At 71.9% G+C, this 24,885-nt stretch carries 25 protein-coding genes and 1 tRNA gene; 10 read left to right on the top strand and 16 right to left on the bottom strand.

The window, feature by feature from the left end; genetic code table 11:
- Nucleotides 1-155 precede the first annotated feature (155 nt).
- From ACGFWE_RS11425 to ACGFWE_RS11415, 3 genes are read left to right on the top strand one after another with little or no spacing between them, the layout of a single operon-like run.
- Nucleotides 156-1,319: an HpcH/HpaI aldolase/citrate lyase family protein gene (locus ACGFWE_RS11425; RefSeq protein ID WP_352383397.1), complete on the top strand. Its 1,164-nt coding sequence runs from the start codon at nt 156-158 to the stop codon at nt 1,317-1,319.
- Between the two features lie 24 nt (nt 1,320-1,343).
- On the top strand, nt 1,344-3,812 hold the full coding sequence (locus ACGFWE_RS11420) for a phosphoribosyltransferase domain-containing protein (protein ID WP_393599504.1): 2,469 nt from the start codon (nt 1,344-1,346) through the stop codon (nt 3,810-3,812).
- Complete coding sequence (locus ACGFWE_RS11415; protein WP_352383394.1) at nt 3,812-4,636, top strand: HAD family hydrolase; 825 nt, start codon at nt 3,812-3,814, stop codon at nt 4,634-4,636. Before ACGFWE_RS11420 ends, ACGFWE_RS11415 begins: the two co-directional genes overlap by 1 nt.
- Here ACGFWE_RS11415 and ACGFWE_RS11410 read toward each other — a convergent pair.
- Complete coding sequence (locus ACGFWE_RS11410; protein WP_393599502.1) at nt 4,611-5,237, bottom strand: DedA family protein; 627 nt, start codon at nt 5,235-5,237, stop codon at nt 4,611-4,613. The two genes, ACGFWE_RS11415 and ACGFWE_RS11410, sit on opposite strands and share 26 nt — an antisense overlap.
- Before the next feature lie 58 nt (nt 5,238-5,295).
- Nucleotides 5,296-5,517 carry a zinc ribbon domain-containing protein gene (locus tag ACGFWE_RS11405; protein ID WP_352383390.1) on the bottom strand — a complete coding sequence of 74 codons (222 nt, stop codon included), beginning with the start codon at nt 5,515-5,517 and terminating at the stop codon, nt 5,296-5,298.
- A gap of 104 nt (nt 5,518-5,621) precedes the next feature.
- On the opposite strand from ACGFWE_RS11405, the gene ACGFWE_RS11400 reads away from it, so the two are divergent.
- A complete protein-coding gene (locus ACGFWE_RS11400; RefSeq protein WP_393599500.1) occupies nt 5,622-7,247 on the top strand; it encodes an alkaline phosphatase D family protein in 1,626 nt (541 codons plus the stop codon).
- 160 nt (nt 7,248-7,407) lie between these two features.
- Nucleotides 7,408-8,772: a carbohydrate-binding protein gene (locus ACGFWE_RS11395; protein WP_393599499.1), complete on the top strand. Its 1,365-nt coding sequence runs from the start codon at nt 7,408-7,410 to the stop codon at nt 8,770-8,772.
- A gap of 43 nt (nt 8,773-8,815) precedes the next feature.
- Here the strand turns inward: ACGFWE_RS11395 and ACGFWE_RS11390 are convergent, their stop codons facing one another.
- From ACGFWE_RS11390 to ACGFWE_RS11360, 7 genes are all read right to left on the bottom strand, one after another.
- Nucleotides 8,816-9,892 carry a serine hydrolase domain-containing protein gene (locus tag ACGFWE_RS11390; RefSeq protein ID WP_393599497.1) on the bottom strand — a complete coding sequence of 359 codons (1,077 nt, stop codon included), beginning with the start codon at nt 9,890-9,892 and terminating at the stop codon, nt 8,816-8,818.
- Nucleotides 9,889-10,809 (bottom strand): DUF6895 family protein, encoded by a 921-nt coding sequence (locus ACGFWE_RS11385; RefSeq protein ID WP_393599495.1) that lies wholly within the window; start codon nt 10,807-10,809, stop codon nt 9,889-9,891. Before ACGFWE_RS11385 ends, ACGFWE_RS11390 begins: the two co-directional genes overlap by 4 nt.
- Nucleotides 10,806-11,813 carry a DUF6895 family protein gene (locus tag ACGFWE_RS11380; protein WP_352384339.1) on the bottom strand — a complete coding sequence of 336 codons (1,008 nt, stop codon included), beginning with the start codon at nt 11,811-11,813 and terminating at the stop codon, nt 10,806-10,808. Before ACGFWE_RS11380 ends, ACGFWE_RS11385 begins: the two co-directional genes overlap by 4 nt.
- Before the next feature lie 11 nt (nt 11,814-11,824).
- Complete coding sequence (locus ACGFWE_RS11375; protein ID WP_352383382.1) at nt 11,825-12,538, bottom strand: hypothetical protein; 714 nt, start codon at nt 12,536-12,538, stop codon at nt 11,825-11,827.
- Between the two features lie 13 nt (nt 12,539-12,551).
- Entirely contained in the window at nt 12,552-12,740 is a 189-nt protein-coding gene (locus tag ACGFWE_RS11370; RefSeq protein ID WP_007381710.1) for a hypothetical protein, read from the bottom strand.
- A gap of 141 nt (nt 12,741-12,881) precedes the next feature.
- Complete coding sequence (locus ACGFWE_RS11365) at nt 12,882-14,219, bottom strand: hypothetical protein (protein ID WP_393599493.1); 1,338 nt, start codon at nt 14,217-14,219, stop codon at nt 12,882-12,884.
- Between the two features lie 224 nt (nt 14,220-14,443).
- Nucleotides 14,444-15,214 carry a DUF4097 family beta strand repeat-containing protein gene (locus tag ACGFWE_RS11360; protein ID WP_393599491.1) on the bottom strand — a complete coding sequence of 257 codons (771 nt, stop codon included), beginning with the start codon at nt 15,212-15,214 and terminating at the stop codon, nt 14,444-14,446.
- Nucleotides 15,215-15,459: 245 nt separating this feature from the next.
- Between ACGFWE_RS11360 and ACGFWE_RS11355 the strand changes: the two genes are divergently transcribed.
- Nucleotides 15,460-15,531 (top strand) — tRNA-Val (locus ACGFWE_RS11355).
- Between the two features lie 46 nt (nt 15,532-15,577).
- On the opposite strand, the gene ACGFWE_RS11350 is transcribed toward ACGFWE_RS11355, so the two are convergent.
- Entirely contained in the window at nt 15,578-15,916 is a 339-nt protein-coding gene (locus tag ACGFWE_RS11350; protein ID WP_393599489.1) for a hypothetical protein, read from the bottom strand.
- A gap of 540 nt (nt 15,917-16,456) precedes the next feature.
- Nucleotides 16,457-17,743, bottom strand: a complete 1,287-nt coding sequence (locus tag ACGFWE_RS11345) for an MFS transporter (RefSeq protein ID WP_393599487.1) — start codon at nt 17,741-17,743, stop codon at nt 16,457-16,459.
- Nucleotides 17,744-17,967: 224 nt separating this feature from the next.
- On the opposite strand from ACGFWE_RS11345, the gene ACGFWE_RS11340 reads away from it, so the two are divergent.
- Complete coding sequence (locus tag ACGFWE_RS11340; protein WP_393599485.1) at nt 17,968-18,393, top strand: DUF6003 family protein; 426 nt, start codon at nt 17,968-17,970, stop codon at nt 18,391-18,393.
- A gap of 190 nt (nt 18,394-18,583) precedes the next feature.
- Here the strand turns inward: ACGFWE_RS11340 and ACGFWE_RS11335 are convergent, their stop codons facing one another.
- Entirely contained in the window at nt 18,584-19,549 is a 966-nt protein-coding gene (locus ACGFWE_RS11335) for a YihY/virulence factor BrkB family protein (RefSeq protein ID WP_352383373.1), read from the bottom strand.
- A gap of 60 nt (nt 19,550-19,609) precedes the next feature.
- Nucleotides 19,610-20,158, bottom strand: coding sequence for a YciI family protein (locus tag ACGFWE_RS11330; protein WP_393599483.1), 549 nt, complete (start codon nt 20,156-20,158; stop codon nt 19,610-19,612).
- Nucleotides 20,159-20,300: 142 nt separating this feature from the next.
- Here ACGFWE_RS11330 and ACGFWE_RS11325 point away from each other — a divergent pair, with 142 nt between their 5' ends.
- Complete coding sequence (locus tag ACGFWE_RS11325) at nt 20,301-21,449, top strand: MFS transporter (protein ID WP_393600193.1); 1,149 nt, start codon at nt 20,301-20,303, stop codon at nt 21,447-21,449.
- Nucleotides 21,450-21,539: 90 nt separating this feature from the next.
- The gene (locus tag ACGFWE_RS11320) at nt 21,540-22,052 is read left to right on the top strand and encodes a GNAT family N-acetyltransferase (RefSeq protein ID WP_393599481.1); all 513 of its coding nucleotides are present in this window, start codon (nt 21,540-21,542) and stop codon (nt 22,050-22,052) included.
- Between the two features lie 40 nt (nt 22,053-22,092).
- Here the strand turns inward: ACGFWE_RS11320 and ACGFWE_RS11315 are convergent, their stop codons facing one another.
- Complete coding sequence (locus ACGFWE_RS11315; protein WP_393599479.1) at nt 22,093-23,007, bottom strand: ketopantoate reductase family protein; 915 nt, start codon at nt 23,005-23,007, stop codon at nt 22,093-22,095.
- A gap of 117 nt (nt 23,008-23,124) precedes the next feature.
- Here ACGFWE_RS11315 and ACGFWE_RS11310 point away from each other — a divergent pair, with 117 nt between their 5' ends.
- Complete coding sequence (locus ACGFWE_RS11310) at nt 23,125-23,355, top strand: DUF2277 domain-containing protein (RefSeq protein ID WP_352383367.1); 231 nt, start codon at nt 23,125-23,127, stop codon at nt 23,353-23,355.
- Between the two features lie 209 nt (nt 23,356-23,564).
- On the opposite strand, the gene ACGFWE_RS11305 is transcribed toward ACGFWE_RS11310, so the two are convergent.
- Both ACGFWE_RS11305 and ACGFWE_RS11300 read right to left on the bottom strand, forming a co-directional pair.
- Complete coding sequence (locus ACGFWE_RS11305; RefSeq protein WP_352383366.1) at nt 23,565-24,176, bottom strand: VTT domain-containing protein; 612 nt, start codon at nt 24,174-24,176, stop codon at nt 23,565-23,567.
- 115 nt (nt 24,177-24,291) lie between these two features.
- Nucleotides 24,292-24,741 (bottom strand): DoxX family protein, encoded by a 450-nt coding sequence (locus tag ACGFWE_RS11300; RefSeq protein WP_393599476.1) that lies wholly within the window; start codon nt 24,739-24,741, stop codon nt 24,292-24,294.
- Between the last annotated feature and the right edge of the window lie 144 nt (nt 24,742-24,885).

Below are 24,885 nucleotides of genomic sequence, written 5' to 3'. Positions count from 1 at the left end.
CACCGATTCATGTCGTCCCGGTGTCGGCATGGCCGTGTTTGTCTGCGTTACCTGAAATTCATGCCCGGTGGGAACCTCGGACATGGGTACCTACGTACTATTACCGGCCACCTGTGAACCCTTCACAGGCGGCACAGCTACCACGGGGGAGTCATATGCGGCATTTCGGGCACATCACCCCTGAGGTGCGTCAGCGCCTCTTCCACCAGGAGCCCTGCGAGTTCACCTCGGACTCCCCGGCCCGGCTGCTCTCCGCGGCCCTGGGCGCCACGCTCTACAGTCCGGCCACGCGGCCGCGCCTCGCCGACGACATCGTCAAGCAGGCAGGGCTCGGCGTGGTCTCGATGGTGCTGTGCCTGGAAGACTCGATCGGTGACGACGACGTCGCCGAGGGTGAGGAGAACCTCGTCCGGCAGTTCACGGACCTCGCGGAGCGGCAGGTGGACCCGCCCCTGCTCTTCATCCGGGTCCGCCACCCCCGGCAGATCCCCGATCTCGTACGACGGCTCGGTCCCGCCGTCCGGCTGCTGTCCGGATTCGTGCTCCCGAAGTTCACCGAGGAGCGCGGCATCCCCTTCCTGGAGGCCCTCTCCGGCGCCGAGGTCGCGAGCGGGCACCGGCTGTTCGCCATGCCGGTGCTGGAGTCGCCGGAGCTGCTCTACCGGGAGACGCGCGTAGAGACGCTGGAGGGCATCGCCCGCGCGGTCGACAAGTACCGCGACCGGGTGCTGGCACTGCGCCTCGGCGTCACCGACTTCTGCTCCTCCTACGGGCTGCGCCGCGCCCCCGACATGACCGCCTGGGACGTCCAGATCGTCGCCTCGGTGATCGCCGACGTGGTGAACATGCTGGGCCGCGCCGACGGCACCGGCTTCACCGTGACCGGGCCGGTCTGGGAGTACTTCCGGGTCCAGGAGCGCATGTTCAAGCCGCAGCTGCGCCGCAGCCCCTTCCTGGAGGGCCAGGCCGAGGAGCTGCGCGAGGCGCTCATCGAGCACGCCATGGACGGCTTGCTGCGCGAGATCACCCTCGACCAGGCCAACGGCCTGCTCGGCAAGACCTGCATCCACCCCACCCACGTGCTGCCCGTGCACGCGCTGTCCGTGGTCAGCCACGAGGAGTTCAGCGACGCGCAGGACATCCTGCGGCCCGAGCGCGGTGGCGGCGGGGTGCTGAGGTCGCAGTACACGAACAAGATGAACGAAGTGAAGCCACATCGCGCCTGGGCCGAGCGGACCATGCTGCGCGCCGAGGTCTTCGGGGTGGCCAACGAGGACATCGGCTTCGTGGAGCTGCTCGCCGCCGGAATCTCCGGCTGATCATCCGTGGACACCAAGGGACGTATGAACAAGGCAGTGAACGACGGGACGCCGGGCGAGGTCTGGTCGGGGACGTGGGTCGCCGACCGGCTCGGCGTCGAACTCGTGGGCGACAGCCGGCTGACCGACCTGCTGGGACTGGCCCTGCGCCGCAACCCCAAGCGGGCCCATCTGCTGGTCTCCAACGTGCTGGGCAAACACGTCCCGCAGTCACCGTCGGTGGTCCACGGCCACGGCTTCGCACTGGGCCGCAGGGTCCGCGACCTGCTGGGCGACGAGGAGGCGGCCCGCGCGGTCGTCCTCGGCTACGCGGAGACGGCGACGGGTCTCGGCCACTGCGTCGCCGACGGCATCGCCCTCGCCCCCTACCTCCACTCCACCCGCCGCCCGGTCCCCGGCGTGACCCCCGCGGGCGGCTTCGAGGAGTCCCACTCCCACGCCACGAGCCATCTCCTGCTGCCGGAGAACCCGGCCCTGCTGGCCGGCGACGGCCCCCTGGTCCTGGTCGACGACGAGTTCTCGACGGGCAACACGGTCCTGAACACGATCAGGGATCTGCACGAGCGGTATCCGAGGGACCGGTACGTGGTGGTCGCCCTGGTGGACATGCGGTCGGAGGAGGATACGGGGCGGCTGGAGGATTTCGCGCGGGAGATCGGCGCACGGGTGGACTTGGTGGCAGCGGCATCCGGCACCGTAAAGCTGCCGGAGGGGGTGTTGGAGAAAGGGCAGGCCCTTGTAGCGAGGTTCGAGGAAACCCACCCAGGGGCGCGGGGAACGGCGCGACCAGCCCCCACGCACCCGCACCCGGCACTCAACCGCGTAGACCTGTCGTGGCCCCGAGACCTCCCCGACGGAGGCCGCCACGGCTTCACTCCGGCGCACCGAATACGCCTGGAGACCGCGCTCCCCGCAATGGCCGCCAGGCTCGCCGACGCCCTGCCGCAAGACGCGCACCGCGTGCACATCCTCGGCTTCGAAGAGCTGATGTACGCCCCCCTGAGACTCGCCCGCGAGCTGGAACAGGTAGCCGAAGGTCTCGAAGCGACCTTCTCCACCACCACCCGCTCCCCGGTGCTCGCGGTGGACGACCCCGGCTACGCCATCCGCAGCCGTCTGGTCTTCCCCGCCCACGACAACCCGGCCGACGGCCCCGGCGACCGCTACGCCTACAACGTCGCCGGTGCCGGTTTCGACGCGGTGATCGTGGTCGTCGACTCCACCGCCGACACCCCCGAACTGCACGCCCCCGACGGCCTGCTGGCCCAACTCGCCGCGCACACCCGGCAGGTCGTCCTCGCCGTCGTCCCCAGCCACACCCCCGAAAGGCCCCCCATGCTCCCCGAGCCCCTCCGCGGCCCCGCCTTCTCCTCGTACGCCCCCGAGGAGGTCGGCTGGCTGCTCCAGGACCTCTCGGACGTCACCCTGGAGGCGCCGACCGAGGAGCGCGAGGAGGCCATCCAGAGCGGCGGCGCGCACTACGCCGAGTCGCTGCCGGTGGAGTACCAGCCGAGCGACCGGTACCAGGAGCTGTTCCACACCGCCCTCAAGGAGTCCTCCGCGCGGCTCGCCCAGGCCGTCGGCGCCGTCACGGAGCTCGTGCTCCAGGAGCGCTCACCACGCCCCGTCCTCGTCTCCCTCGCCCGCGCCGGCACCCCCGTCGGCGTCCTGATGCGCCGCTGGGCCGGGTTCCGCCACGGGCTGGAACTGCCGCACTACGCCGTCTCGATCGTCCGCGGCCGCGGCATCGACGCCAACGCCCTGCGCTGGCTGGCCGAACACCACGACCCCGCCGACGTCGTCTTCGTCGACGGCTGGACCGGCAAGGGCGCGATCACCCGCGAACTCACCGAAGCGGTACGGAAGTTCGAGGCCGAGGGCGGTGCCGCGGGCTTCGACCCGGAGATCGCCGTACTCGCCGACCCGGGCTCGTGCGTACGGACGTACGGCACCCGTGAGGACTTCCTCATCCCCTCGGCCTGCCTCAACTCCACGGTCTCCGGGCTGATCTCGCGTACGGTCCTGCGCGCGGACCTGGTCGGCCCGCACGACTTCCACGGCGCCAAGTTCTACCGCGAACTCGCGGGCGCGGACGTGTCGGTGGACTTCCTGGACGCCGTCGCCGCCCGGTTCCCCGAAGTCGTGGACGCCGTCGACGCCACCGTGAAGGAACTGCTGGCCGGGGACCGCGAGCCCACCTGGGAGGGCTGGGCCGCCGTCGAACGCATCAGTGAGGAGTACGGCATCCACGACGTCAACCTCGTCAAGCCGGGCGTCGGCGAGACCACCCGGGTGCTGCTGCGCCGGGTGCCCTGGAAGATCCTCGCCAAGGCAGGCGCGGGCGCGGACCTGGACCACGTACGCCTGTTGGCCGAGCAGAGAGGTGTCCCGGTGGAAGAGGTCGCCGAACTCCCGTACACCTGCGTGGGGTTGATCCACCCCAAGTACACGCGGGGCGCGACGGGCGCCGACGGCAGGGCGGTGGCCCTCTGATGCCGACGCAGCCTCCGGTGCTCGTGGCGAGCGACCTCGACCGCACGCTCATCTACTCCGCCGCCGCCCTCGCGCTGACCATGCCGGACGCGCGGGCGCCCCGGCTGCTCTGTGTCGAGGTGCACGAGAGCAGGCCGCTGTCGTACATGACGGAGACCGCGGCCGCACTGCTCTGCGAACTCGGGGACGAGGCGGTCTTCGTGCCGACGACGACCCGCACCCGCAAGCAGTACCAGCGCATCAACCTGCCCGGCCCCGCGCCCACTTACGCGATCTGCGCGAACGGCGGCCATCTGCTGGTCGACGGCGTCACCGACCCCGACTGGCACGCGCGGGTCACGGCCCGCCTCGCCGACGAGTGCGCCCCGCTGGACGAGATCGCCGCGCACCTCCAGGAGACGGCCGACCCCCTGTGGGTGCGCAAGCACCGGATCGCCGAGGACCTCTTCGCCTACCTGGTCGTCGAGCGCGAACTGCTGCCCGAGGAGTGGGTGAAGGAGCTCGCGGTGTGGGCCGAGAGCCGCGGCTGGACGGTCTCCCTCCAGGGCCGCAAGATCTACGCCGTCCCCAAGCCGCTCACCAAGAGCGCGGCCGTGCGCGAGGTGGCCCGGCGTACCGGGGCCACCCTGACACTGGCCGCGGGCGACTCCCTGCTGGATGCCGACCTGCTCCTCGCGGCCGACCGGGGCTGGCGGCCCGGGCACGGGGAACTGGCGGACGAGAACTGGACCGCTCCGGCGATCAGCGCGCTGCCGGAGCGGGGAGTGCTGGCGGGGGAGCGGATCCTGCGGGAGCTGCTCAGGACGGCTCGGACGCCTCAGTAGACGAGGGCCGCCGCAGCAGTCGTACGGCGACGAACGCCACGACCGCGAGCGCGGCGGCCACGAGGACGACCTTGGAGTACGTGGACACGATGTCCGTCACCTGGGCCCAGTTCGCGCCCAGGGCGTGGCCCGCGAGGACGAACGCCGTGTTCCACAGGGCGCTGCCCACGGTGGTCAGCGTCAGGAACACCGGCAGCGGCATGCGCTCGACACCGGCCGGGATCGAGACGAGGCTGCGGAAGACCGGGATCATCCGGCCGAAGAACACCGCCTTGGTGCCGTGCCGCAGGAACCATGCCTCGGTCCTCTCGATGTCCGAGACCTTGACGAGGGGCAGCCGGGCCGCGAGCGCCACCGTGCGGTCCCGGCCGAGGAGCGCGCCGACGCCGTACAGCGCGAGGGCGCCGATCACCGAGCCCGCCGTCGTGCACAGCAGCACGGCGGCCAGGCTCATCCGGCCGGTGCTCGCCGCGAAGCCCGCGAGCGGCAGGATCGCCTCGCTCGGAAAGGGCGGGAAGAGGTTCTCCAGGGCGATGGCCACCCCGGCGCCGGGCGCGCCGAGGGTGTCCATGAGGCCGTTGACCCAGTCGATGGCTGACATGGGCCCACGCTAGGGAAGTCGACCTGAAGGCAGGCTGAAGAGGCTTCCGGTACGGCGGTCAGCCGCAGCAGCCTCCGCCGCAGCAGCCGCCGCCACCCCCCGACTGGGGGGCCGGGGCGGCCGACGCGGACGCCGAGCCGCCCACCGCCACCGTCGACAGCAGCTTCACGGTGTCGTCGTGGCCTGACGGGCAGTCGGCGGGGGCGGAGGACTCGGCCATGGGACGGCTCAGTTCGAAGGTGTCGCCGCAGGTCCGGCAGCGGTACTCGTAGCGAGGCATGTGCACAGGTTAACCGGCGCTCCGGTGGCCATGTCCGAATTCTGAACTTTGTCTGGTTAACATGCTGGGGTTCTCCGCCGATGATCAACCGTGGGAGGAACCCCTTGGCCCAGCGACACGACCCCGAACTGCGGGCAGCCGCACGGCACTTCGGGCGGCGCCGCTTTCTCACGGTCACCGCGGCGGCCGCCGCCCTGGCGTTCGGCACCCATCTGCCGGCCCGGGGTGCGGCGGGCTCCAGGGAACTCGACGCGGCGAGGATCGACAGCGATCCCTTCACGCTCGGCGTCGCCTCCGGGGACCCGCTGCCCGGCTCCGTGCTGCTGTGGACCCGGCTCGCGCCCGCCCCCTTCGAGCCCGACGGCGGCCTGCCCCAGCAGTACGTCGTCGTCCAGTGGGAGATGGCCTCCGACGCGAGCTTCGGCGCCCCCGTCCGCAGTGGCACGGCCGTCGCCTATCCGGAGTACCACCACACCCTGCACGTCGACGTCGACGGCCTCGAACCCGACCGCGTCTACTACTACCGGTTCAAGGCCGGGACATGGATGAGCGAGACGGGCCGTACCCGCACGGCGCCGGCCGCCACTGCCGAGGCCGCGTCGCTCACCTACGCCGCCGTCTCCTGCCAGGCCTACCACGACGGGTACTACACGGCGCACCGCCATCTCTCCCAGGACGACGTCGACGTGGTCCTCCATCTCGGCGACTACCTCTACGAGTACGCCGTGAACTCGGTGGGCGGCCAACGCGCCTACACCGACCGGAAGCTGCCGGCCCTGTTCAACCGCGAGACCATGACACTGGAGGACTACCGGCTGCGCTACGCCCTCTTCAAGAGCGACCCGGACCTCAGGGCCGTGCACGCGGCGCACCCCTTCGTCGTCACCTGGGACGACCACGAGGCCGAGAACAACTACGCGGGCGCCGTCAGCGAGAACGACGATCCGCCGGAGGAGTTCCTGCTGCGCCGCGCCGCCGCCTACCGGGCCTACTGGGAGAACCAGCCACTGCGCGCCGCGCAACAGCCGACCGGCCCCGACGCCCAGCTCTACCGCCGGCTCCAGTGGGGCACCCTCGCCCAGTTCGACGTCCTCGACACCCGGCAGTACCGCTCCGACCAGGTGTACGCGTCCACCAAGCACTCGGGCGGTCCCCTCCAGGACGACCCGGCGCGCACCATGACCGGGGCCGCGCAGGAGAGCTGGCTGATCGACGGCTGGCGTGCCTCGCAGGCCCTGTGGAACGTGCTGCCGCAACAGGTCTGCTTCTCCCAGCGCAAACTCGACCTCACGTCGGAACCCCTGATGTCCATGGACGCCTGGGACGGCTACCGGGCCTCCCGGCGCAGGATCCTCGACGGCGCGAAGTCGGCCGGGGTGGAGAACCTGGTGGTGATGACCGGGGACGTGCACGTCGCCTACGCCTTCGACATCAAGGACGACTTCGAGGACCCGGCCTCGAAGACCCTGGGCACGGAGTTCACCGCCACGTCGGTCACGAGCGGACGGGACGGCGCCGAGCGGCCTCCCACCTGGGACACGTATCTCAAGGCCAATCCCCATCTGAAGTTCTACGACGGGCGCCGCGGCTATGTGAAGGTCACCCTCGACCGGCAGAAGGCGCGGGCCGACTTCAGGACCGTGTCCGCCGTGACGACACCGGGCGCCCCGATCACGACCGCCGCGTCCTTCGTGACGGAGGCGGGCAACCCCGGCATCGAGCCCGTCTGACGTACCCCGCCTGTCGGCTTGTCAGCATCCGGTGCTGCGCCGGGCGGGCCCTTCTTGTCGTCCGATGCGCGGAACGCACGGGAAACCGACATCCGCTGAGCCGTTTTCGGCAAAACCTAGGGATTCGAGGCCTTTGTTCCCCTATCCGAGGAGACGCCTGATGGTCCACAGACCCGTTTCAGCCGCTTGTGCCGCGCTGACGGTACTCGGTGCACTCGTGCTCACCGGGCTGCCCGCCGCGGCGGCCGTCGAGCCCCCCGCGCCGACGCCGGCCCCCTCCGCCGCCGAGACGCTCGGTGCGAACAGCCCCTCACCCGTGGTCCTGCGGGCCCTGGAGCGCGACCTGCGCCTGACCGAGACACAGGCCAGGACGCGCCTGGTGAACGAGGCCGAGGCGGGCACGCGGGCCGGCCGGCTGCAGAACGCGCTGGGCAAGCGCTTCGCGGGAGCGTGGGTGAGCGGCGCCACCTCCGCCGACCTGACGGTCGCGACCACCGACGCCGCGGACGGGCCGGCCATCGAGGCCGGGGGAGCACGGGCGGTGGTCGTCAAGACCCCGCTGAAGGACCTGAGGAAGGCCAAGCGGAAGCTGGACCGTTCCGTGACCGGCAAGGCCCTCGACACGCCGGTCCGGTACATCGACGTACGGACCAACCGGGTGACGGTGCAGGCGACGAGCCGTGCCGCCGCCGACGCGCTCGTCAAGGCCGCCGGCGTCGACAGCGCCCTCGTGGACGTCAAGGTGTCGGCCGACCGGCCGCGCGCCCTGTACGACATCCGGGGCGGTGACGCCTTCTACATCGACGGCACGGCCCGCTGCTCCATCGGGTTCGGCGTCACCAAGGGCGACCAGCAGGGCTTCGCCACGGCCGGGCACTGCGGCAAGGCGGGGGCGACGACCACCGGCTACAACCAGGTCGCCCAGGGCACTTTCCAGGCGTCCGTCTTCCCCGGGCAGGACATGGCCTGGGTGGGCGTCAACAGCGACTGGACCGCGACGCCCGCCGTCAAGGGCGAGGGCGACCAGGACGTTCTGACCGCCGGCTCGGTGCAGGCCCTGACCGGGGCGGCGGTGTGCCGGTCCGGTTCCACCACGGGCTGGCACTGCGGCACGATCGAGCAGCACGACACGAGCGTCAACTACGCCGAGGGCACCGTCGACGGCGTGACCCGTACGACGGTGTGCGCGGAGCCGGGTGACTCCGGCGGCTCGTACATTTCGGGAGTCCAGGCGCAGGGCGTCACGTCCGGGGGATCCGGCGACTGCACGAGCGGCGGCACGACCTTCTACCAGCCGATCAACCCGGTGCTCAGCGCCTACGGCCTCACGTTGAAGACCAGCACGAGCGAGAGCGGTGCATCCGCCCCCGAGGACGGCCAGCAGGGTTCCTGGGCCGCGGGCCGGGTGTACCAGGTCGGCGCGCGGGTGACCGTCGACGGAGTCACGTACGAGTGCCTGCAGTCCCACCAGGCGCAGGCCGCGTGGCAACCCGCCCTCGCTCCGGGGCTGTGGCAGCGCGTCTGAGGACGGACGCGGTGACGTCGGCGATGCCGGGCTCGCCGGTCCGCTACATCTCTGCCAGCAGGGTGTACGCGGTCGGCACGAAGGCATCGCCGGCGCGGAAACGGCGGGTGCACACGGCGGCCAACGCCGTGCCGATGTCGGGCCGGAAGCCCAGGAATGCCTGCTGACCGAGGGTCGCCCCGCCGTGGAAGTACATCGGACCGCACTCCGTGGGGTGCTGGAACCAGGCCACCGTGTGCACATGCCGGTGCCCGAGACCGCGCCGGAGCACCGGGCGTTGTACCGCGCACAGCGCGTCGGCCAGCGGGCGGCCCGCCGGGTCCAGATGGGCTTCGAGGAACGTGAGCAGGTCGTGCGGGGTGGCCCGGACGGCCCCGGCCGCCTGGAAGCCGCCGACAATCAGCGGGGGCACGGGCGTCGTACCGTCCTTGCGATGACCGGTGGCGTCGGTGTCCGGGCCGCCGGGGACGAGGGTGGCCTCGCTCAGCCCGAGCGGGCCCAGCACCTGGCCGGTGAGCAGCTCGTCCCACGGAGTGGCGGTCGCCGCCGTCAGGGCGTGACCGAGGACGGCGACCCCGAAGTTGGAGTAGTGCCAGCGGGTGCCGGGCCGGTGGCGTCGCCGGTGACGCAGGAAGGCGTCGACCACGCGCTCGGCGGGATAGCGGGCGTAGGGGTTGGTGCGCCACGCCGGGAGCGCCCGGACGAAGAAGTCGGCGGGCAGCGCGGGCAGACCGGCGGTGTGGGTGATCAGGTGGGCGAGGGTGACCGGGTCCTCGCCGGGGCGCCGGGCCGGATCCAGCAGGGTTGCGGCGGGCTCGCCCGCGGACAGCAGGCCCGTCTGCGTCAGCTGGGCCAGCAGCAGTCCGGTGAACGTCTTGGAGGCCGAGCCCATTTCGTAGCGCAGCCGCTCGCGGGCCACGGGCGGGGGCGGCGCGGTGCCTCCGGTGCGCACGGTGCGGCGACCGTGCCGGGACAGGGCGAAGACGACGTCGGGCGCGTCCACGGCGTCGACGGCCACGTCGAGCCGCCGCCGTACCGTCTCGTCGTCGAGGGGTGCCTGCTTCGACGTCACGCCGGTGACGTCGGCCGGACTGCCCGGCCACCGTGCTGGGGCTGTCATGACGGGGTGTGCGCCAGCTGTGTCAGGGCGCGGGAGGTGGCCAGGACGGAGGCGAAGGCGGCGACCAGCGTGGGGTGGTAGACGACGTCGAAGACCTCGTCGGGTCCGCCCGGCGGCATCTCGCGTACGGCGGGCATCGCGCCGTCGGGCTGCTGGGCGGCGGCGAATCCCTCCCAGGCCCGCTCGTCGAAGGTGGGACGGGGCAGACAGGCGTCGACGACGAGCAGTTCACCGAGCAGGTCCCAGCGCTGCAGGTCGAGCCAGTCGTCCAGCCAGGCCGGCAGCCAGTCCGCGAGGTAGCCGGCGATCCCGGCCGGCAGGCCGTCGGGGTTCTCCCCCCAGTCGGTGAGGTGGAAGACGGTGTGGGTGATGTCGTAGGCGATGTGCCCTTCCACCGTCCAGGGTTCGGGTGCACGCCCCAGCCATGTCGCGCCGACGATGTCGGCCTCCGGAACCCGGGGCGGCAGGCCGAAGCGGCGCTGGAAGGCGGACAGGCCCAGGCGCCGCACCGGTGCCATCTCCAGGGCGGCGAAGCTGTCCAGCCGCTGGTTGAGCCGGAAGGCCCGCTCGGCCTCGGGGTTGCTGTAGCCCAGTTCCCTGAACGGCAGGTACACCTCGAAGGGGATCGGTGAGATGGGCTCGGTGCGCTGGCCCAGCACCAGCATCCGGCCGCCGTCCAGCGTGTGGCGCCAGGCGTGGTCGATCAACTGCCGTGCCAGCGTGGCCTGTCGGGACCCCGCCACGCCTTCTCGGAACAACACCTTGCAGATCAGCGCCAGTTCGCCGACCGGCTTGAAACGCTCCAGGAAGCCGACCTCCGGATCGACGTCCAACTCCAGCCGGAATCCGTCACGGTGGGCGTGCAGCCACTCCAGGGCGCCGAGCCCGACCTGGTGGATGAGACGCGTGGAGGTCATCCCGGCACTCCCTGTCCGTCGGCCGCCGCCTCCGCCTCCGCCTCCGTGTCGTCCCCGGCCGCCTCGCGCAGCCGGTTGACGGTCAGCACGGCGGCGAAGGCCGTCATCAGCGTCGAGTGGTAGCAGTCGAGGAAGGCGGGCGCGGTCGTACGGCTGCCTCGTCCGCCGACCTCCGGGACGGCACCTGAGTCGTCCTGGGCCACCGAGAGCCTCGCCCACGCCTCCTCGAACAGGGCGGTCTCCGGCGGACCGGGCAGGCTGCTCGCCACGGCCAGCAGTTCGCAGCTGAGGTCCCACTGCTCGTCCTCCAGACAGGTGTCGAGCCAGGGCGGCAGCCAGTGCCGTAGATAGGCCGCGACCGGTGGGGGGACGGCCCGCGGGGTGAGACCCCAGTCGGTGACATGGAAGATCACATGGGTGAGCGTGTAGCCGGCGGCCAGTTCGAACGTCCACGGCTCCGGCAGGCCGGCGAGCCAGGTGCGGTCCAACGCCCGCGCCATGTCGCCGTGTTGGGGGAGGCCGCTGCGGCGCTCGGAGTTGAGCACGCTCAGGCGCCGGTTCGGTTCCTGCTCCGTCACGTGCCAGCCGCGGGTACGGGCCACCGTCGCGGTGGCGCGTTCGTAGCCGGCATGACGCAGGCCCGCCGACGCGAACGCCGCGTACACCTCCAGCGGATACGTCGCGAAGGGTTCCAGGCGCTGCAACTCCGTGAACAGGGCACCGCGACCGGTCTGTTGCCACGCGAACGACAGCAGGTCGGACGCCATCACGTGGAGCGGGTCGGCCGGATCGGTGTGCCGTCGCACGCTGACGCACACCTGGGCCAGCTCGCCGAGGGGTTTCCAGGTGGTGTTCACGTTGCCGTGCTCGGCGAGCGCGTCGTCGCCGAGCGCGAATCCGTCGCGGTGGGCGCACACCCAGGCCAGTGCGGCCTCGCCCAGAGCCCGGACGTCGCGCGCTGCCGGGACCTCGCTCGCCGCCCGGGCCTGGTCCGCCGCCCGCACCTGGTGCGCCGTCACACCAGCACCCCGGTCCGCATCAGCTGGGCGGCCTCGACCTGGAACGCCACGCGGGCGTCCTCGCCGCCCATCTGGGCCACGAACTCCAGCCCGGTGTCCAGGCCCAGCGTCCGCGGCACGCCGTCGAGGACGGCCAGCCAGCGTCCTGCTCCGGCTGCCTGCAGCCAGTCGCGGCGGCGGACCGCCCGGACGAATCCCCGGGCGACGTCGACCGGGCGGCGGCGTGCCGCACGGGCCACCGCGCAGTCCTCGCCGGGCAGCGCGAGCGGTGCGAGCACGGCGAGTTGATGGGTCAGGAACTGCCACGGCACGTCGTCGAGCCAGGCCGCTTCGGGCTCGGCGTCGTCGTCCCACGCGCCGTCGAGGGACGCGTCCAGCCGCAGCAGGGCCCGCCGCATGGCCCAGTGACTCCACACCGAGGCGGGAGGGGCTCCGGCGGGCGGCGGGTAGGCGTGTACGGCTTTGCCGAACACGGCGAGATCGTCCCCGTCCGGGGGTGGGCAACGCAGCAGGACGCTCGGCAGGACGACATCGGCTCCCACCACCCGTACGGCGGCGAGGGTCGGGTCGGCGGTCGTCCCGGGGGCGTGCCCCTGCGCGACCATGCCCGCGAGCCGGAAGCGGTCTCCGCTCCGAAGAGCGGAGACCAGTTCCGACGTGAGGCCCTGCACCGCGCCCGCGAGGCGGGTCGAAGTGCCTGACTGCTCCATACGGATTCTCCCGTCAGCCCTTCTTCGGCCGTGGCGTCGGAGGCGACAGCAGGAGGTTGCTCGACGAGGACGTCAGAGCAAGCGCCGCGCACTGGCGGCTGTCGCGGTAGTAGCCGTCGGCCTCGACGGGGTCGAGAGCCGCTTCGACGTCGGTGCCGGGAACCTCGGTGAGGTCCTCGAGCTGGAACTCGGTGGAAGACATACCACCATCTCCTTTTGCGAGAGATATGCGGGTCTTAGTCCATGTCACCGTATTGGCGCGATGTATGCAAAAAAGGTCGATTTGTCTAGTTCGTGCGAACTTCAATTTCCTGCTCGCAAGTAGTTGAGGGCTGACGCACCCTCAGTGCGCGCCCCCGCGCTCCTCGCGGATCTGCGAGACCACCCGGGCCACCGTCTGCCGTACCGCTTCCGTCTCGGTGAGGAAGTGCCAGTAGTCGGGGTGGCGGCCCTCCAGGGTGGCGATCGCCCGGTCCAGGCGGGCCACCGAGTCGTCCAGGGGGCGCGCGTGCCGTGGGTCGGGGGTGGTGCGGCCGGTCATGGCCAGGCGCTGCGCGTCGCGGATGGCGAAGCGGGTGCGGTCGATCTCCTGCTGGGGGTCCTTCTGCACGGCGTTCAGCCGGCGCAGCCGGTCGCCGGCGGCGGAGACGGACTCGTCGGTGGTGTTGAGCAGGGCGCGGACCGTGGAGAGCAGGGAGGTCGCGTCCGGCCAGCGCTGTTCGTCGCGTGCCGCACGGGCCTCGCGGAGCTTCTGCTCGGCCTGCCGGACGTTCTCGGCGGCGTGGTCCGGGACGTGCTGGAGGTCCTGCCAGCAGGCGGCGGTGAACCGGCGGCGCAGTTCGCTCAGGACCGGATCGACCTGGCCCGCGCGGGTGGTGAGGGCCTCGGCGCGGGTACGCAGGGAGACGAGCCGGTGATCGATCTCCGCGGCCCGCTCCGGCAGCCGCTCGGCCTCCACCCGGATCGACTCGGCCTCCCGGGCCACCCGTTCGGCGCGCTCCAGGGTCTCCGGCACGCCGTGCTGCCCGGCACCCTGGTTGAGCTTGGTCAGGTCGGCTCCGAGGGCGGCGAGCCGGGCGGCGAGGTCGTCCGCCTTCAGCCCCGACTCCCGTACGGCGTCCAGGGCGTTGGAGGCGGCCAGCAGTCCCTGCCGGGCCCGCTCGACGGCCGGGGCGAGGCGGGCCAGCTGGGTCTCGGCCTTGCCGAGCAGCGGGCCGAGGCTGTCGCCGAAACGATCCAGCTCCTTCTTGACGTTGCCGAGGTCGTCCTTGGCCCGGGTGAGCTCGGTGCGCGCGTGTGCGGCGACCGACGCCTCCAGGTCGTCCCGGTCGAGGTCATGGGCGTCGACGGCCTCGATGTAGCGCCCGCTGGCCTCGTCGATCCGCCCGCTGATCGCCTGGAAGTCGGCGACCGCCCGCCGGGCGGCGGGGGAGTCGTCGACGGCCGTGATCGTCTCTATCGAGATCCGCAGATCCCGCTGGGCGGTGTCCAGTTCGTAGAACGCGGCCGCGGCGGCGTCCTTCGCGGCCTGCGCCTCGGCCCGCTGGCTCTCCGCGCGCCCGCCGAACCAGCGCCGGGTGCCGCCGCCGGCGAACGCGGCCGGCAGCACGAGGGCGGCGAGCAGGGGGAGGCCGACGAGAATAAGGGTGTCCTTGAACGCCTGACGGTGTGCCCGCGGCACCGACGACTGTGCCCGCGGGACTGAAGACTGTGCCCGCGGGACTGAAGACTGTGCGCGCGGGACTGAAGACTGTGCGCGCGGCACCGACGACTGTGCCGGCGGCACCGACGACGACGAGTACGGCTGCGCTGGTGTCGCCGTCACATCCCTCTCCCGTGCTGTGGTCCGTCCTGGCGGTGCCCGGTGTCATTCTCCCACCGGTAAGGGACGAACACACGGGCCGATCAGTTCGCGGTTCGCACGGTGACCTTTCCGTCTCCGCTCTGGGCGGACACGACGTGGTCACTGGAGTCGGAACGGGGCACGGACACGTCGACCCCTCCGTCGCCGGTCTTCGTCTCGACGCGGTAGGTGGCCCTCGGTAGCTCGACGGTCACCGAGCCGTCGCCGCTGCGGGTCTGCACCCGGTCCGGTACGGCGCCGAGTTCCAGGTGGACCGAGCCGTCGCCGGTGCGGGCGGTGACGCGGCGGGAGGTGACCTCCGCGCGCATCGACCCGTCGCCGGTGTGCAGCTCCAGCGGCCCGCTGGAGTCGGTGACCCGCACGGAACCGTCCCCGGTGCTGATGCTCAGCGGCCGGGTGAACCCACGGGCCCGCACACTGCCGTCGCCGTCCTTCACCTTCACGCTGATGTCCCGCGGCACCTCGATACGGTGCTTGGCCGCGCAGTCGGCCACGACGCCGCTGCACTTCATCCGCAGCACCAGCCGGTCGTCCTTCATCGACCAGGTCACCTCGGGGTCCTTGCCGACGGCGACGGTTCCCTGGAACCAGCGGGTGACCTCGACCGTCCCCGACTTGTTCGAATCGGCGGCGACGATCTCCAGCGCCGAGTCGTCGGAGTCGACGGTCAGGGTGCGGCCCTGTAGCGCGAAGGACTTGTGGTCGGGGGTCTTGTCGTCCCCGGCGGAAGCACCGCAGGCGGTGGCCCCCGCGACGAGAAGCGCGACGACCCCGGCCGCGGCGACGGCACGTGCGGGAACGGAACGGAACATGATGATCTCCCCCTGGTTCAGCCCTGACTCAGCCCTCATCGAGCTCTGATCGAGCCCTGGACGGGCGGCCGCGGGCACTCCGCGACCCTGCTTCGACCCTAGGGACCGGGGCGCCTGCGGGGGATCCGGGCCGCTCCCGGATCGGGGGTGGGGTTTTCCCCCGTACCGACCCTGACTTCCCCGGGCCCCGGGGGTAAGGGTTTGCAGGGCAGGGCCCCGGGCAAGGTAGGCTGTCGACTCGTCTCGGGTGCGTAGCTCAGGGGTAGAGCGCCTGCCTTACAAGCAGGATGTCGGCGGTTCGAAACCGTCCGCGCCCACATCAGGAGAGGACCCCGGCCGATCTCGGCCGGGGTCCTTCGTCGTTCAGCCCGCTTCTCGCGTGCCGGTCGCGTGCTTCAGGCCGGTCCGGGCGTCCACGCGGTCCGGTGTCTCCACTTCCGTCCAGAAGCGGTGGGTGGTGACGAAGACCGCGAGTTCGTGTTCGCGTTGCCGAAGCTTCTCCACCTCGGCCTGTTCGTCGGGGGTCCAGCCGGGAGAGGCGGGGCGCTCCACCTTCCGCCAGCCGTTGTCGTCGCTGAAGCCGTCCAGAGGCGCGACCGACCAAGGGAGCCGCTTGAGCAGGGCCGACAGCTCGGCCCGGACCTGATGCAGCTCCTCCTGACCGGCGAGGAGGTCACTCGGAAAGTCATAGGTCTTAGCCACGACACAATGCTACGCCTGTTCGATTTTGAGTGGCGAGTGGCTTCGGGAGGTTCATGCGAATGGGGTGGCGGGCGGGTGAGCTGGGCGGCGGTGATGGCCGGTTTGGGCTGGTGGCGGACGGTCTGTGGGTGGGCGGTCGGTTTGGGCGGACGGGTGGTCGTGGCGGATGGTCGGTGTGGGCCGGCGGCTGGGCGTGGCACGGATGGCCCGTGTGGGGGGCGGTTGGTGTCGTGATTGCGGTCGGTGTGGGTGGCGGACGAGTGGTCGCGTGACGGATGGGCGGGTGGGCCGGCGGCTGGCGGTCGGTCTGGGCGGTTTGTAGCGGGCGGGTGGGCTGGGCGCCGTGGTCGTCGCCTCCGCTCCCGAAGGCCTCGCGGCGCTGAGAGGTTCACGACCGGCGACGCGCGGCGGGCGTCGAGGCGGTGCGGGTGAACGAAGGCGACTCCGGGGCGGGCAGACGGGGGTCGCGGCGGGCAGGCGGGTGGTCGGTCTGGGCGGCGGACCCGTCGTCCTCGCGGCAGGCCGTCGGTCCCGCTGGAATCAGTCGGACGCGAGGTCGGTGGGCCCCACGTGGGTCGGGAGCGTCCGTCCCAGTTGGGCGAGCGGGGACAGGGCCATCAGTGCCGGCGACAGCATCATGCCCGCGGCCGTCACCAGGAGACTGGCCCGCAACCCCCACTCCTGCGCGAGGTACCCGCCGAGCAGGGAGCCGAGCGGAGTCAGGCCCATGCCGACGAACGTGATCGTGGCAGCCACGCGGCCCTGCAGTCCGTCCGGGGTGACCGCCTGCCGTACGGCCATGACCGTGACGTTCACCAACTGGCCGCCCGCCCCGAACACGAAGCCGACCGCGAGGAGCGCGGCGACCGTCACCGCGGAGGAGCCGTGCAGCGCGGGCACCCACAGGAACGCGCCGTCGCCGAGTACCGCCGCGGTCACCAGCACCACGCCATGACCGAACCGGCCCGGCAGACGAGCGGCCAGCAGTGCGCCCAGCAGCGCGCCCGGCCCCGTAGCCGCGAGGCACAGTCCGACGACCGCGCCCGACAGATGCAGTTCCCGCGGCAGGAAGAGCAGATAGACGGTCATCAGCGCGGCGAAGGAGAACTGGAAGGCCGCCGAGGCCAGGCACACGGTCCGCAGCGAGGTGTCGCGCACGACGAAACGGAGGCCCTCATGAATACGCCGCCCTGTGCGAGGGGAGCGTCCCGAGTGCTCCGGTATCGACTCGCCGCGACGGATCCCTCGGATCGACAGGAACGACAGCGCGAAGAAGAGCGCGCCCGCCGCGGCGGCGACCGGTGCCGACAGCCAGGACACCAGCGCACCACCGAGGGCGGGACCGCCGATCTGCGCCGCGGACCGGCTGCCCTCGAGCGCGCTGTTGCCCCGCACCAACTGGTCGCGTCCCACCAGCCGCACGAGAGAGGACTGGTAGGCGACGTCGAAGAACACGGACAGGACCCCGACGGCGAAGACGACCGCGAACAGCGCGGGCAGGCCGAGCAGCCCCAGGAGCCCGGCCAGGGCGGCGGCACCCAGTGCCAGGGCCCGGCCGGCGTCCGACAGGACCATCACCGTGCGGGTGCGCCATCGGTCCACCCACGCGCCGACGAAGAGCGAGAGCAGCAGGATCGGCGCCTGCCCCACCGCCCGCAGGACACCCAACTGGCCGGCACCGGCGTCGAGGGTCAGGACGGCGAACAGCGGTAACACCAACAGGCTTGTCTGTTCGCCGAGTTGGGAGGCGGTCTGGCCCACCCAGAGGCTACGGAAGTCGCCGTTCCGCCACAGGCTCGACGGGGTGGGGCGACCGGAATCGGACACGTCGGAGGAAGCGGACGGCACAAGGATCCCCGGATCGAAGGCTTGCTGTGCCACACCGTCGGGGGCGGCACGCGATGACAGGCCGGACGGCCTACGACGTCAACGCGTGCTGGGAAAACCGGGCATGTCCTCACTCCTCCGGGGTCATCCACCGAACCTGAACATTAGCCGGGCGAGGCGGGGTAATGGGACGTCGATCGACCCCTGGTGTGAAGGAGCCGAGGATGACCGACGACGCCTACCTGTTCCTGCTCGACAACGCGTCCGCGCGGCTGGGCGTGGCCCCCGCCGCCGTCGGCGAGCTCGCGTGCATGGAGACGCCCGCGGTCCGCGCGTGGCTGGACGCCCAGGGCACCACATTGACCTCCCCGCATCTTCGCCTGCTGCCGCCGGAGGAGACCGCCGCCGTGCCCGAGGGGGCCGAACGGCTGCCCGTGCCGCTGAGCGACGAGGAACTGAGCCGGGTCCGCCACCACTTGGCACCGGAGTCCCTCGCCGGGGTGGAGGAGGAACTGCTCACCTACCGCGACTACGCGGACGGCCGGGACGACCTGATCGGCCGCGCGCTGGCCGCCGGCGTACCACCGCACCGCATCGTCGAACTGACCGGCGTGGACCCCGCGACGGTCACCGCGGCTGCGGAAGGCTGACGCCGGGGGCTGCGGGCGGGCTCCGGCGCACCTCCCGGGGCCGGGATGGGGTGTACGGCGCCGGTATGCCGCCGCAGCCCGCGTCACATCGCTGCTGGGCGGCCTCACACCCCGGGGCGGGGATCTGGGGGTACGGCCGCCGGTGTGCTGCCGCATCCCGCACCCCGCGTCACATCGCTGCCGGATGGCCTCACACCCCCGGGCCCGGATCGGGGTGTACGGCCGACTCGATGCCGGCGCGGGCCGCTTCCAGTTGGGCGGCGAATGCGATGCCGAGGAAGAGGGCGACAGCGGTGAGGTTCGCCCACAGCAGCAGGGCGATGAAGGCCGTGAGCGGCCCGTACACGGCACCGAAGGCACCGCTCTCCTCGACGTACAGCGCGAGCAGCCAGGTGGCCGCCACCCACAGCAGCAGATGTACGGCCGAGCCGAAGGCCAGCCAGGTGTAACCCGGCTGCACCCGGCGCGGTGACCAGCGGAAGATCACGGCGGAGGCCACCCAGGCCAGCGCGAGCCCCACCGGCAGGTCCAGCACTCCCCACCAGCGCGGCCCGCCGCCCTCCCGGCCCGCGGACTCGGCCACCGCGTCGCCCACGGCCTCTCCGGCGACCAGCACGACGAATCCCAGCACCAGGGGCAGACCGGCGGCGAGCGCGAGCACGATCCCGCGCGCGTACTTGCGCGGGAAGGGGCGGTCGCGCTCGATGCCGTAGATCCGGTTCGCGCCGCGTTCGATCTGGCCCATGGCCGAGGCGAGGTTCAACAGCGCGAAGCCCAGACCCAGCCACAGGGCGAGCGTGCTCCATGCGCTGCCGTGCGCGGTGCGGCGCGTCCCGTCGAAGGCGTCCTTCACGACGTCGGCGCTCGCGCCCGGCACGATCCGGCCGAGCGTGAGCTCGATGATCCGGCCCACGCCCTCCGTGTGCACCGACGTGGCCAGACCGACCAGCGCCACGGTGCACGGAACCAGCCCGAGCACCACCTGGAAGGCGAGAGCACGCGCGTTGGTGAAGCCGTCGGCGTAACGGAACCGCGCGAAGGAGTCGGTCAGCAGCCGCAGCCCGCCGTAGTGGCGCAGGGCGGTGAACGCCTCGTCTCCGGAGAGTTCGTCCCCGATCATGTCCCGGGTCTGCGGGACGTGGACGGCGGTACCCATGGCGTGGACGCTCCTTGTTCGTGCGGCTGGTCCCTGTGCGGTTGCCCCGAGAACGGGCTGTCAGCGTCGTCCGCCGAACTCCCACTCGTGGACCTCTACCACGGCATATCGGTCTGCGGTCAGCACGGCCCGTGCCCGGTCCGGATCCGGGGCGCGGACCAGGGCCGCGGTGCCCAGCCAGGCGCCGGCGTCGTCGGACAGGAGAGGACCGTAGGCGATCAGGTCGTCCTTGTCGGCCGGTACGGCGAGGTCGGCGGCCTCTCCCGCGCCGAGACCGAGCACCAGGTACCGGTCGCCGCCGGTCCGGCCGCCGGGGAAGTCCCACATGGTGCGGCCCAGCAGGTTGCGCCAGCGGCGCAGCAGTACATCCCGGTACGCGCCGGCCTGGTAGGTGGGCTCGTCGAAGGCGAACGCGCGGGCGGCCGCCGGATCGGGCAGGCCGACGATGTGCACGCTGCCCGTGGGTGTCTCCCCGTCGGCGGCGAACGTCGGGCCGCGGGCGATCAGTTCGGCCTCGTACCGGTCCATGTAGGCCCAGTGCGCTTCCGTCAGCTCCTCCCGCAGGGGCAGGGAGCCGGGCCGGTCACGGTGGTAGCAGAAGAACTCCATGAGGAACATCGTCCCCGCTTTCGTCCAAGCGTCGTCGCCGCTTTGTCCATGGACCGGTCCGTGGTCGGGACGCGAGGGTCGGTCCATGAGCGCGGACCTTGGGGATTGCCATGTGCACAGCCCGGCGATCGAACGGCGACGGATGCCAAGTGGGCTCGTGGCGCTGGCCGTCGGTGGGTTCGGCATCGGGCTGACCGAGTTCCTGATCGCGGGGCTGCTGCCGCAGGTGGCGTCGAGTTTCGCGGTGTCCGAGGCGGCCGCGGGACGTCTGATCTCCGGATACGCGCTGAGTGTCGCGGTCGGCGCGATCGCCCTGACGGCGGCGACCGCGCGGCTGCCCCGCAAACACGTCCTGGTCGGCCTGGTGGTCCTGTTCGTCCTCGGCAACCTGCTGTCCGCCGTCGCACCGAGTTACTGGGTGATGCTGCTCGGGCGGATCGTCGCCGCGCTGTGCCACGGTTCGTTCTTCGGCATCGGCTCCCTCGTCGCGCGCAGCCTGGTCGCACCGGAGCGCAAGTCCCGCGCGGTGGCCGTCATGTTCGCCGGGCTGACGGTCGCGAACGTGCTCGGTGTGCCGTTCGGCGCGCTGGTGGGGGAGTGCTGGGGCTGGCGGGCCGCGTTCTGGGCGGTCACCGCGGTCGGCCTGCTCGCGCTCGCGGGGATCGTCGCGTTCGTGCCGGGCGGTCACGGCAAGACACCGACGGCTCCCACCGCGCTGCGCGCCCAGCTCGGCGCGTTCCGCTCCCAGCAGGTCTGGCTGACCCTGGTGGCCACCGCGCTCGGCTACGGCGGAATGTTCGGCGCGTTCAGCTACATCGCCTACACGCTCACCGAGGTCGGCGGCTTCTCCCCGTCGGATGTCGCCTGGCTGCTCATGGTGTACGGCGTCGGCCTGGTCGTCGGCAACCTGATCGGCGGTCGGGCCGCCGACCACGACCGGGACCGTGCGCTGCTCCTCGCCCTGGCCGGTCTCGCCGTCACCCTGGCCCTGTTCGGGCTGCTCGCCACCGGCGCCACGGCGTCGGTGGTGCTGCTGTTCCTGATGGGCGTGTTCGGGTTCGCCGGCGTGCCCGGCCTGATCACCCGCGTCACCGACTATGCCCAGGGCGCGGCACTGGCCGCCAGTGCCAACGTCTCCGCGTCCAACATCGGCAACGCGCTGGGCGCCTGGGCCGGAGGCCTCGCGATCACGGCGGGCCTCGGCTACACCGCACCGCTCTACGTGGGTGCCGGCATCGTGCTGACCTCCGTGGTCGTCATGGCCGTCGCCGTGCATCGGGCGAGGCGATGATTTTGGTGCGCGGGCCGGTCTCAGGGGTTGCCGGTTCGGCAGATCCGCAGGCCGGGGGCGTTGTCAGTCCTGGTGCCTAAGGTGGTCGGCATGGATACGGAGCAGGTGCGGCTGGTGCCCTGGGCGGAGGGTGACTTCTGGCTGCTTCAGCGGATCAACAGCCCTGAGATGACCGATCACTTGGGCGGGTCGGAGAGCGAGGAGAAGCTCGTCGCACGGCACCGGCGGTATGTCGGGCTGTCGTCGGGGCGGATGTACCGGGTCACGCTCGCGGACGGCGGGGAGACCGTCGGCTCGGTGGGGTTCTGGCAGCGTGAGTGGCGGGACTCCCTGATATGGGAGACCGGGTGGGGGATCCTGCCGGAGTTCCAGGGGCGGGGGCTGGCCGAGCAGGCGGCCCGCGCCGTCGTGGAGGAGGCACGGGCCGCCGGCGGACACCGGTATCTGCACGCGTTCCCGAGCGTGGAGCACACCGCGTCGAACGCCGTCTGCCGTCGGGCGGGCTTCACGCTGCTCGGACAGGCCGAGTTCGAGTATCCGAAGGGGCACTGGATCAAGTCGAACGACTGGCGGTTCGACCTGACGGGCGGCGACGGCGACTGAGGGGGCGCGCGTGAGGGTGGGGCGTCAGCGGGTGTGCGCGTCAGCGGGCGGCGTCCGCCACCTCCCGCACCACCCGGGCCGCGACGGGCACCTTCACTCCATGCCGGTCGGCCGCACGCAGCAACGCCCCGCCGATCGCGTCCAGTTCGAGGGGGCGGCCCGCCTCCGCGTCGCGCTGCATCGAGGACTTCGTGCCGGGCGGGAAGGCGTCGTAGCGGGCCAGGGCCTGGGCGGCATCGGCGGGGCCGCCGCAGGCCGCGCTGACCGCGGCGGTCTCCTCGACCAGTGCGGTCAGCTCCTCGCGGTGGTGGGTGCGCACCTCGCCGAGGGGGACGGCGTGCAGGGTGGTGAGGAGGGCGAAGGGAGCGAGGAAGGACATCTTGGCCCACAGGGCGGCCGTCTCGTCGTCCAGGACGCGGGTCGCGGGGCCGGCCGCGGCCAGGGCGGAGGCCAGTGCGTCGAGGCGCTCGCGGGGGACGCCGTCGCCGGTCAGGTCGAGCTCGGCGAAGGGGCTGCCGTGTTCGATCACGCCCGGTGCGAGCCTCGTCGACTCGACGCGGATCACCGCGGGGGCGACCCGGTCCGGGCGGTAGCGGGTGCGCAGGGTCGCCGGGTGTTCGACGCCGTTCAGGAGGGGGACGACCAGACCGTCGCCGAGGGCGGTGGGCGGGACGCGGTCGAGGGCGGAGTGCAGGGAGGTGTGCTTGACGGCGATCACACAGGCGTCGACCGGTTCGCGCAGCTCGGTGTCGGCCTCGACGGGGGTCGTGAAGTCGCCGAAGGTGCTGCTGCGGACCTGGATGCCGGTCGTGCGCAGGGTGTTCGCCGTGTCCTCGCCGGCCAGGCAGATCACGCGGTGTCCGGCGCGGGCCAGGAGGGCGGCGAGGAGGCCGCCGGTGCCGCCCGGGCCCAGGACGGCCACGGTGGGTTTACGGTGCGCGGAGTCGTGCGCCATGTCGGGGTGTTCCTCTCGTCGGTCGGCCCCGGGGTCGGTGGCCGCCTCGGCGAGGATCATGGCATTCGGGACGGGCGGGCGGAAGCGCCGATCCGCTCGGGGAGGGAGACTGTCGGTATGTGCCGCAGTATCAAGACGCTTCGTCCGCCTGTGTTGCCCGAGGAGGCGACGGAGGAAGAGATTCGGGCCGCCGCGCTTCAGTACGTGCGCAAGGTGTCGGGCTTCCGGGCCCCCGCCGCCCACAACCAGGAGGTCTTCGACCGGGCCGTGGAGGTGATCGCGGAGGCGACGGCGGAGCTGCTGGAGGGACTGGAAATCCGGGGAGCAACTCGACGCGAGGCGAGCTGACCGGGGCCGGCGTCGGGGAAGTGCCGGGTGCGGGAGCGACCGGGGCAGATCGTGTCAACCACCGACCGGGTGCCGCCGCAGCAGCACCTACCGGGGGTTTCGAGGTCGTGCCGAGATGCGGCTCTCCCGCGCGGCTGCGACCAGTGCCCGCCGACCCGCAGCCGACGCACGTCCTGCCGTCGCAGTCGTAGCCGCCGACGCAGTCCGCGTCACCGCGCCCCCGCCGCCCCCGTACGTGGCCGCATCACATAGGTCGCCGCCGCGCCCGCTCCGAAGAGTGCTGCCACCGACACCCCTGTCGCCAGCCAGGTCGCTCCCAGCCAGTGGGCGCCGAAGTAGCCGAGGGCCACGCTGTAGGCCGCCCAGGACAGGCCCGCGAGGGCGGACCAGGGGAGGAAGTCGCGGGCTCGGCGCTGGGCGCTGCCGGCCAGGAGGGAGACCACCGAGCGGCCGGCGGGCGCGAATCGGGCGAGCACGACCAGGGCCCCGCCGCCCGCGGAGAGCGCGTCGCCGAGACGTTCCTGCGCCGTGGTGAGTCGGCGTGAGCGGGCGATCGCGCGGTCGAGGCGCGCACCGCCCCGGAAGGCGAGGCGGTACGCCGCCAGGTCGCCCAGCACGGAGGCGGTGGTCGCGCAGAGGATCAGGGTCATCACATCGGGGACCTGTCCGGTCGCCGCGCTGCCCGCGGCCGCGGCCGTCGCGGCCGTGATGACCAGCACCCCGCTGGGCAGCACCGGCACGAACACGTCGAGGAGCACCGACAAAGCGACCATGGCGTAGATCCATGGACTGCCGGTCAGTGACCCCAGGCTCTCCAACACCGCGACTCCCCGTGATTCCCCCGTAGACAGCCATACAGCGTACGCGTCGGCCGGGACAGGAGATTCACGGGGGGCGCATGGGATGAACTCGGTATGTTCACCCGGCTGCTTCGCCTCAGACGGCCACCGGCTCCGCCGCCGGCTTCCGTTCGTCCGCCGAGCGCTTCGCGAACAGCCGGTCCAGGCCGAACGCGCCGGACCCGGTGAAGACCAGTAGCAGGAAGGCCCAGCTGAACATCGCCGAGGCCTCACCGCCGTTCTCCATGGGCCACAGGGCCACCGGCTGGTGGACCTTGAAGTACGCGTACGCCATGGATCCCGCGGCGATGAACGCGGCGGCGCGCGTGCCCAGGCCGAGCAGCACGAGGGCGCCGCAGACGAGCTGGATCACGGCCGCGTACCAACCGGGCCAGGTGCCCGCTTCGAGCGTGCCGCCGTTGGTACCGGCGGCACCGCCGAGGACACCGAAGAGGGAGGCGGCGCCATGACAGAGGAAGAGCAGGCCGACGACGATGCGGTAAAGGCCGAGGACGTATGGCTGGGCGCTGTTCAGGCGTCCGGTCATCGTGGGGGACTCCTTCGGTCGGGTCGGTCCCACAGGGGGGTGTCCCCAGGGGGATGGAACCGAGTGAAGCCATCCACGGTAGGGGCGCCCCAGCAATGCTTTCAAGTTCAACATTTAGCCATCGGTTTGCCTCTGCTGCCCCTT

Origin of the sequence: Streptomyces sp. NPDC048523 (assembly GCF_043199815.1) — a bacterium.
GTDB lineage: Bacteria > Actinomycetota > Actinomycetes > Streptomycetales > Streptomycetaceae > Streptomyces.
The sequence above is the reverse complement of the archived record's forward strand: the minus strand, read 5'-3'. Positions and strand labels throughout refer to the sequence as shown.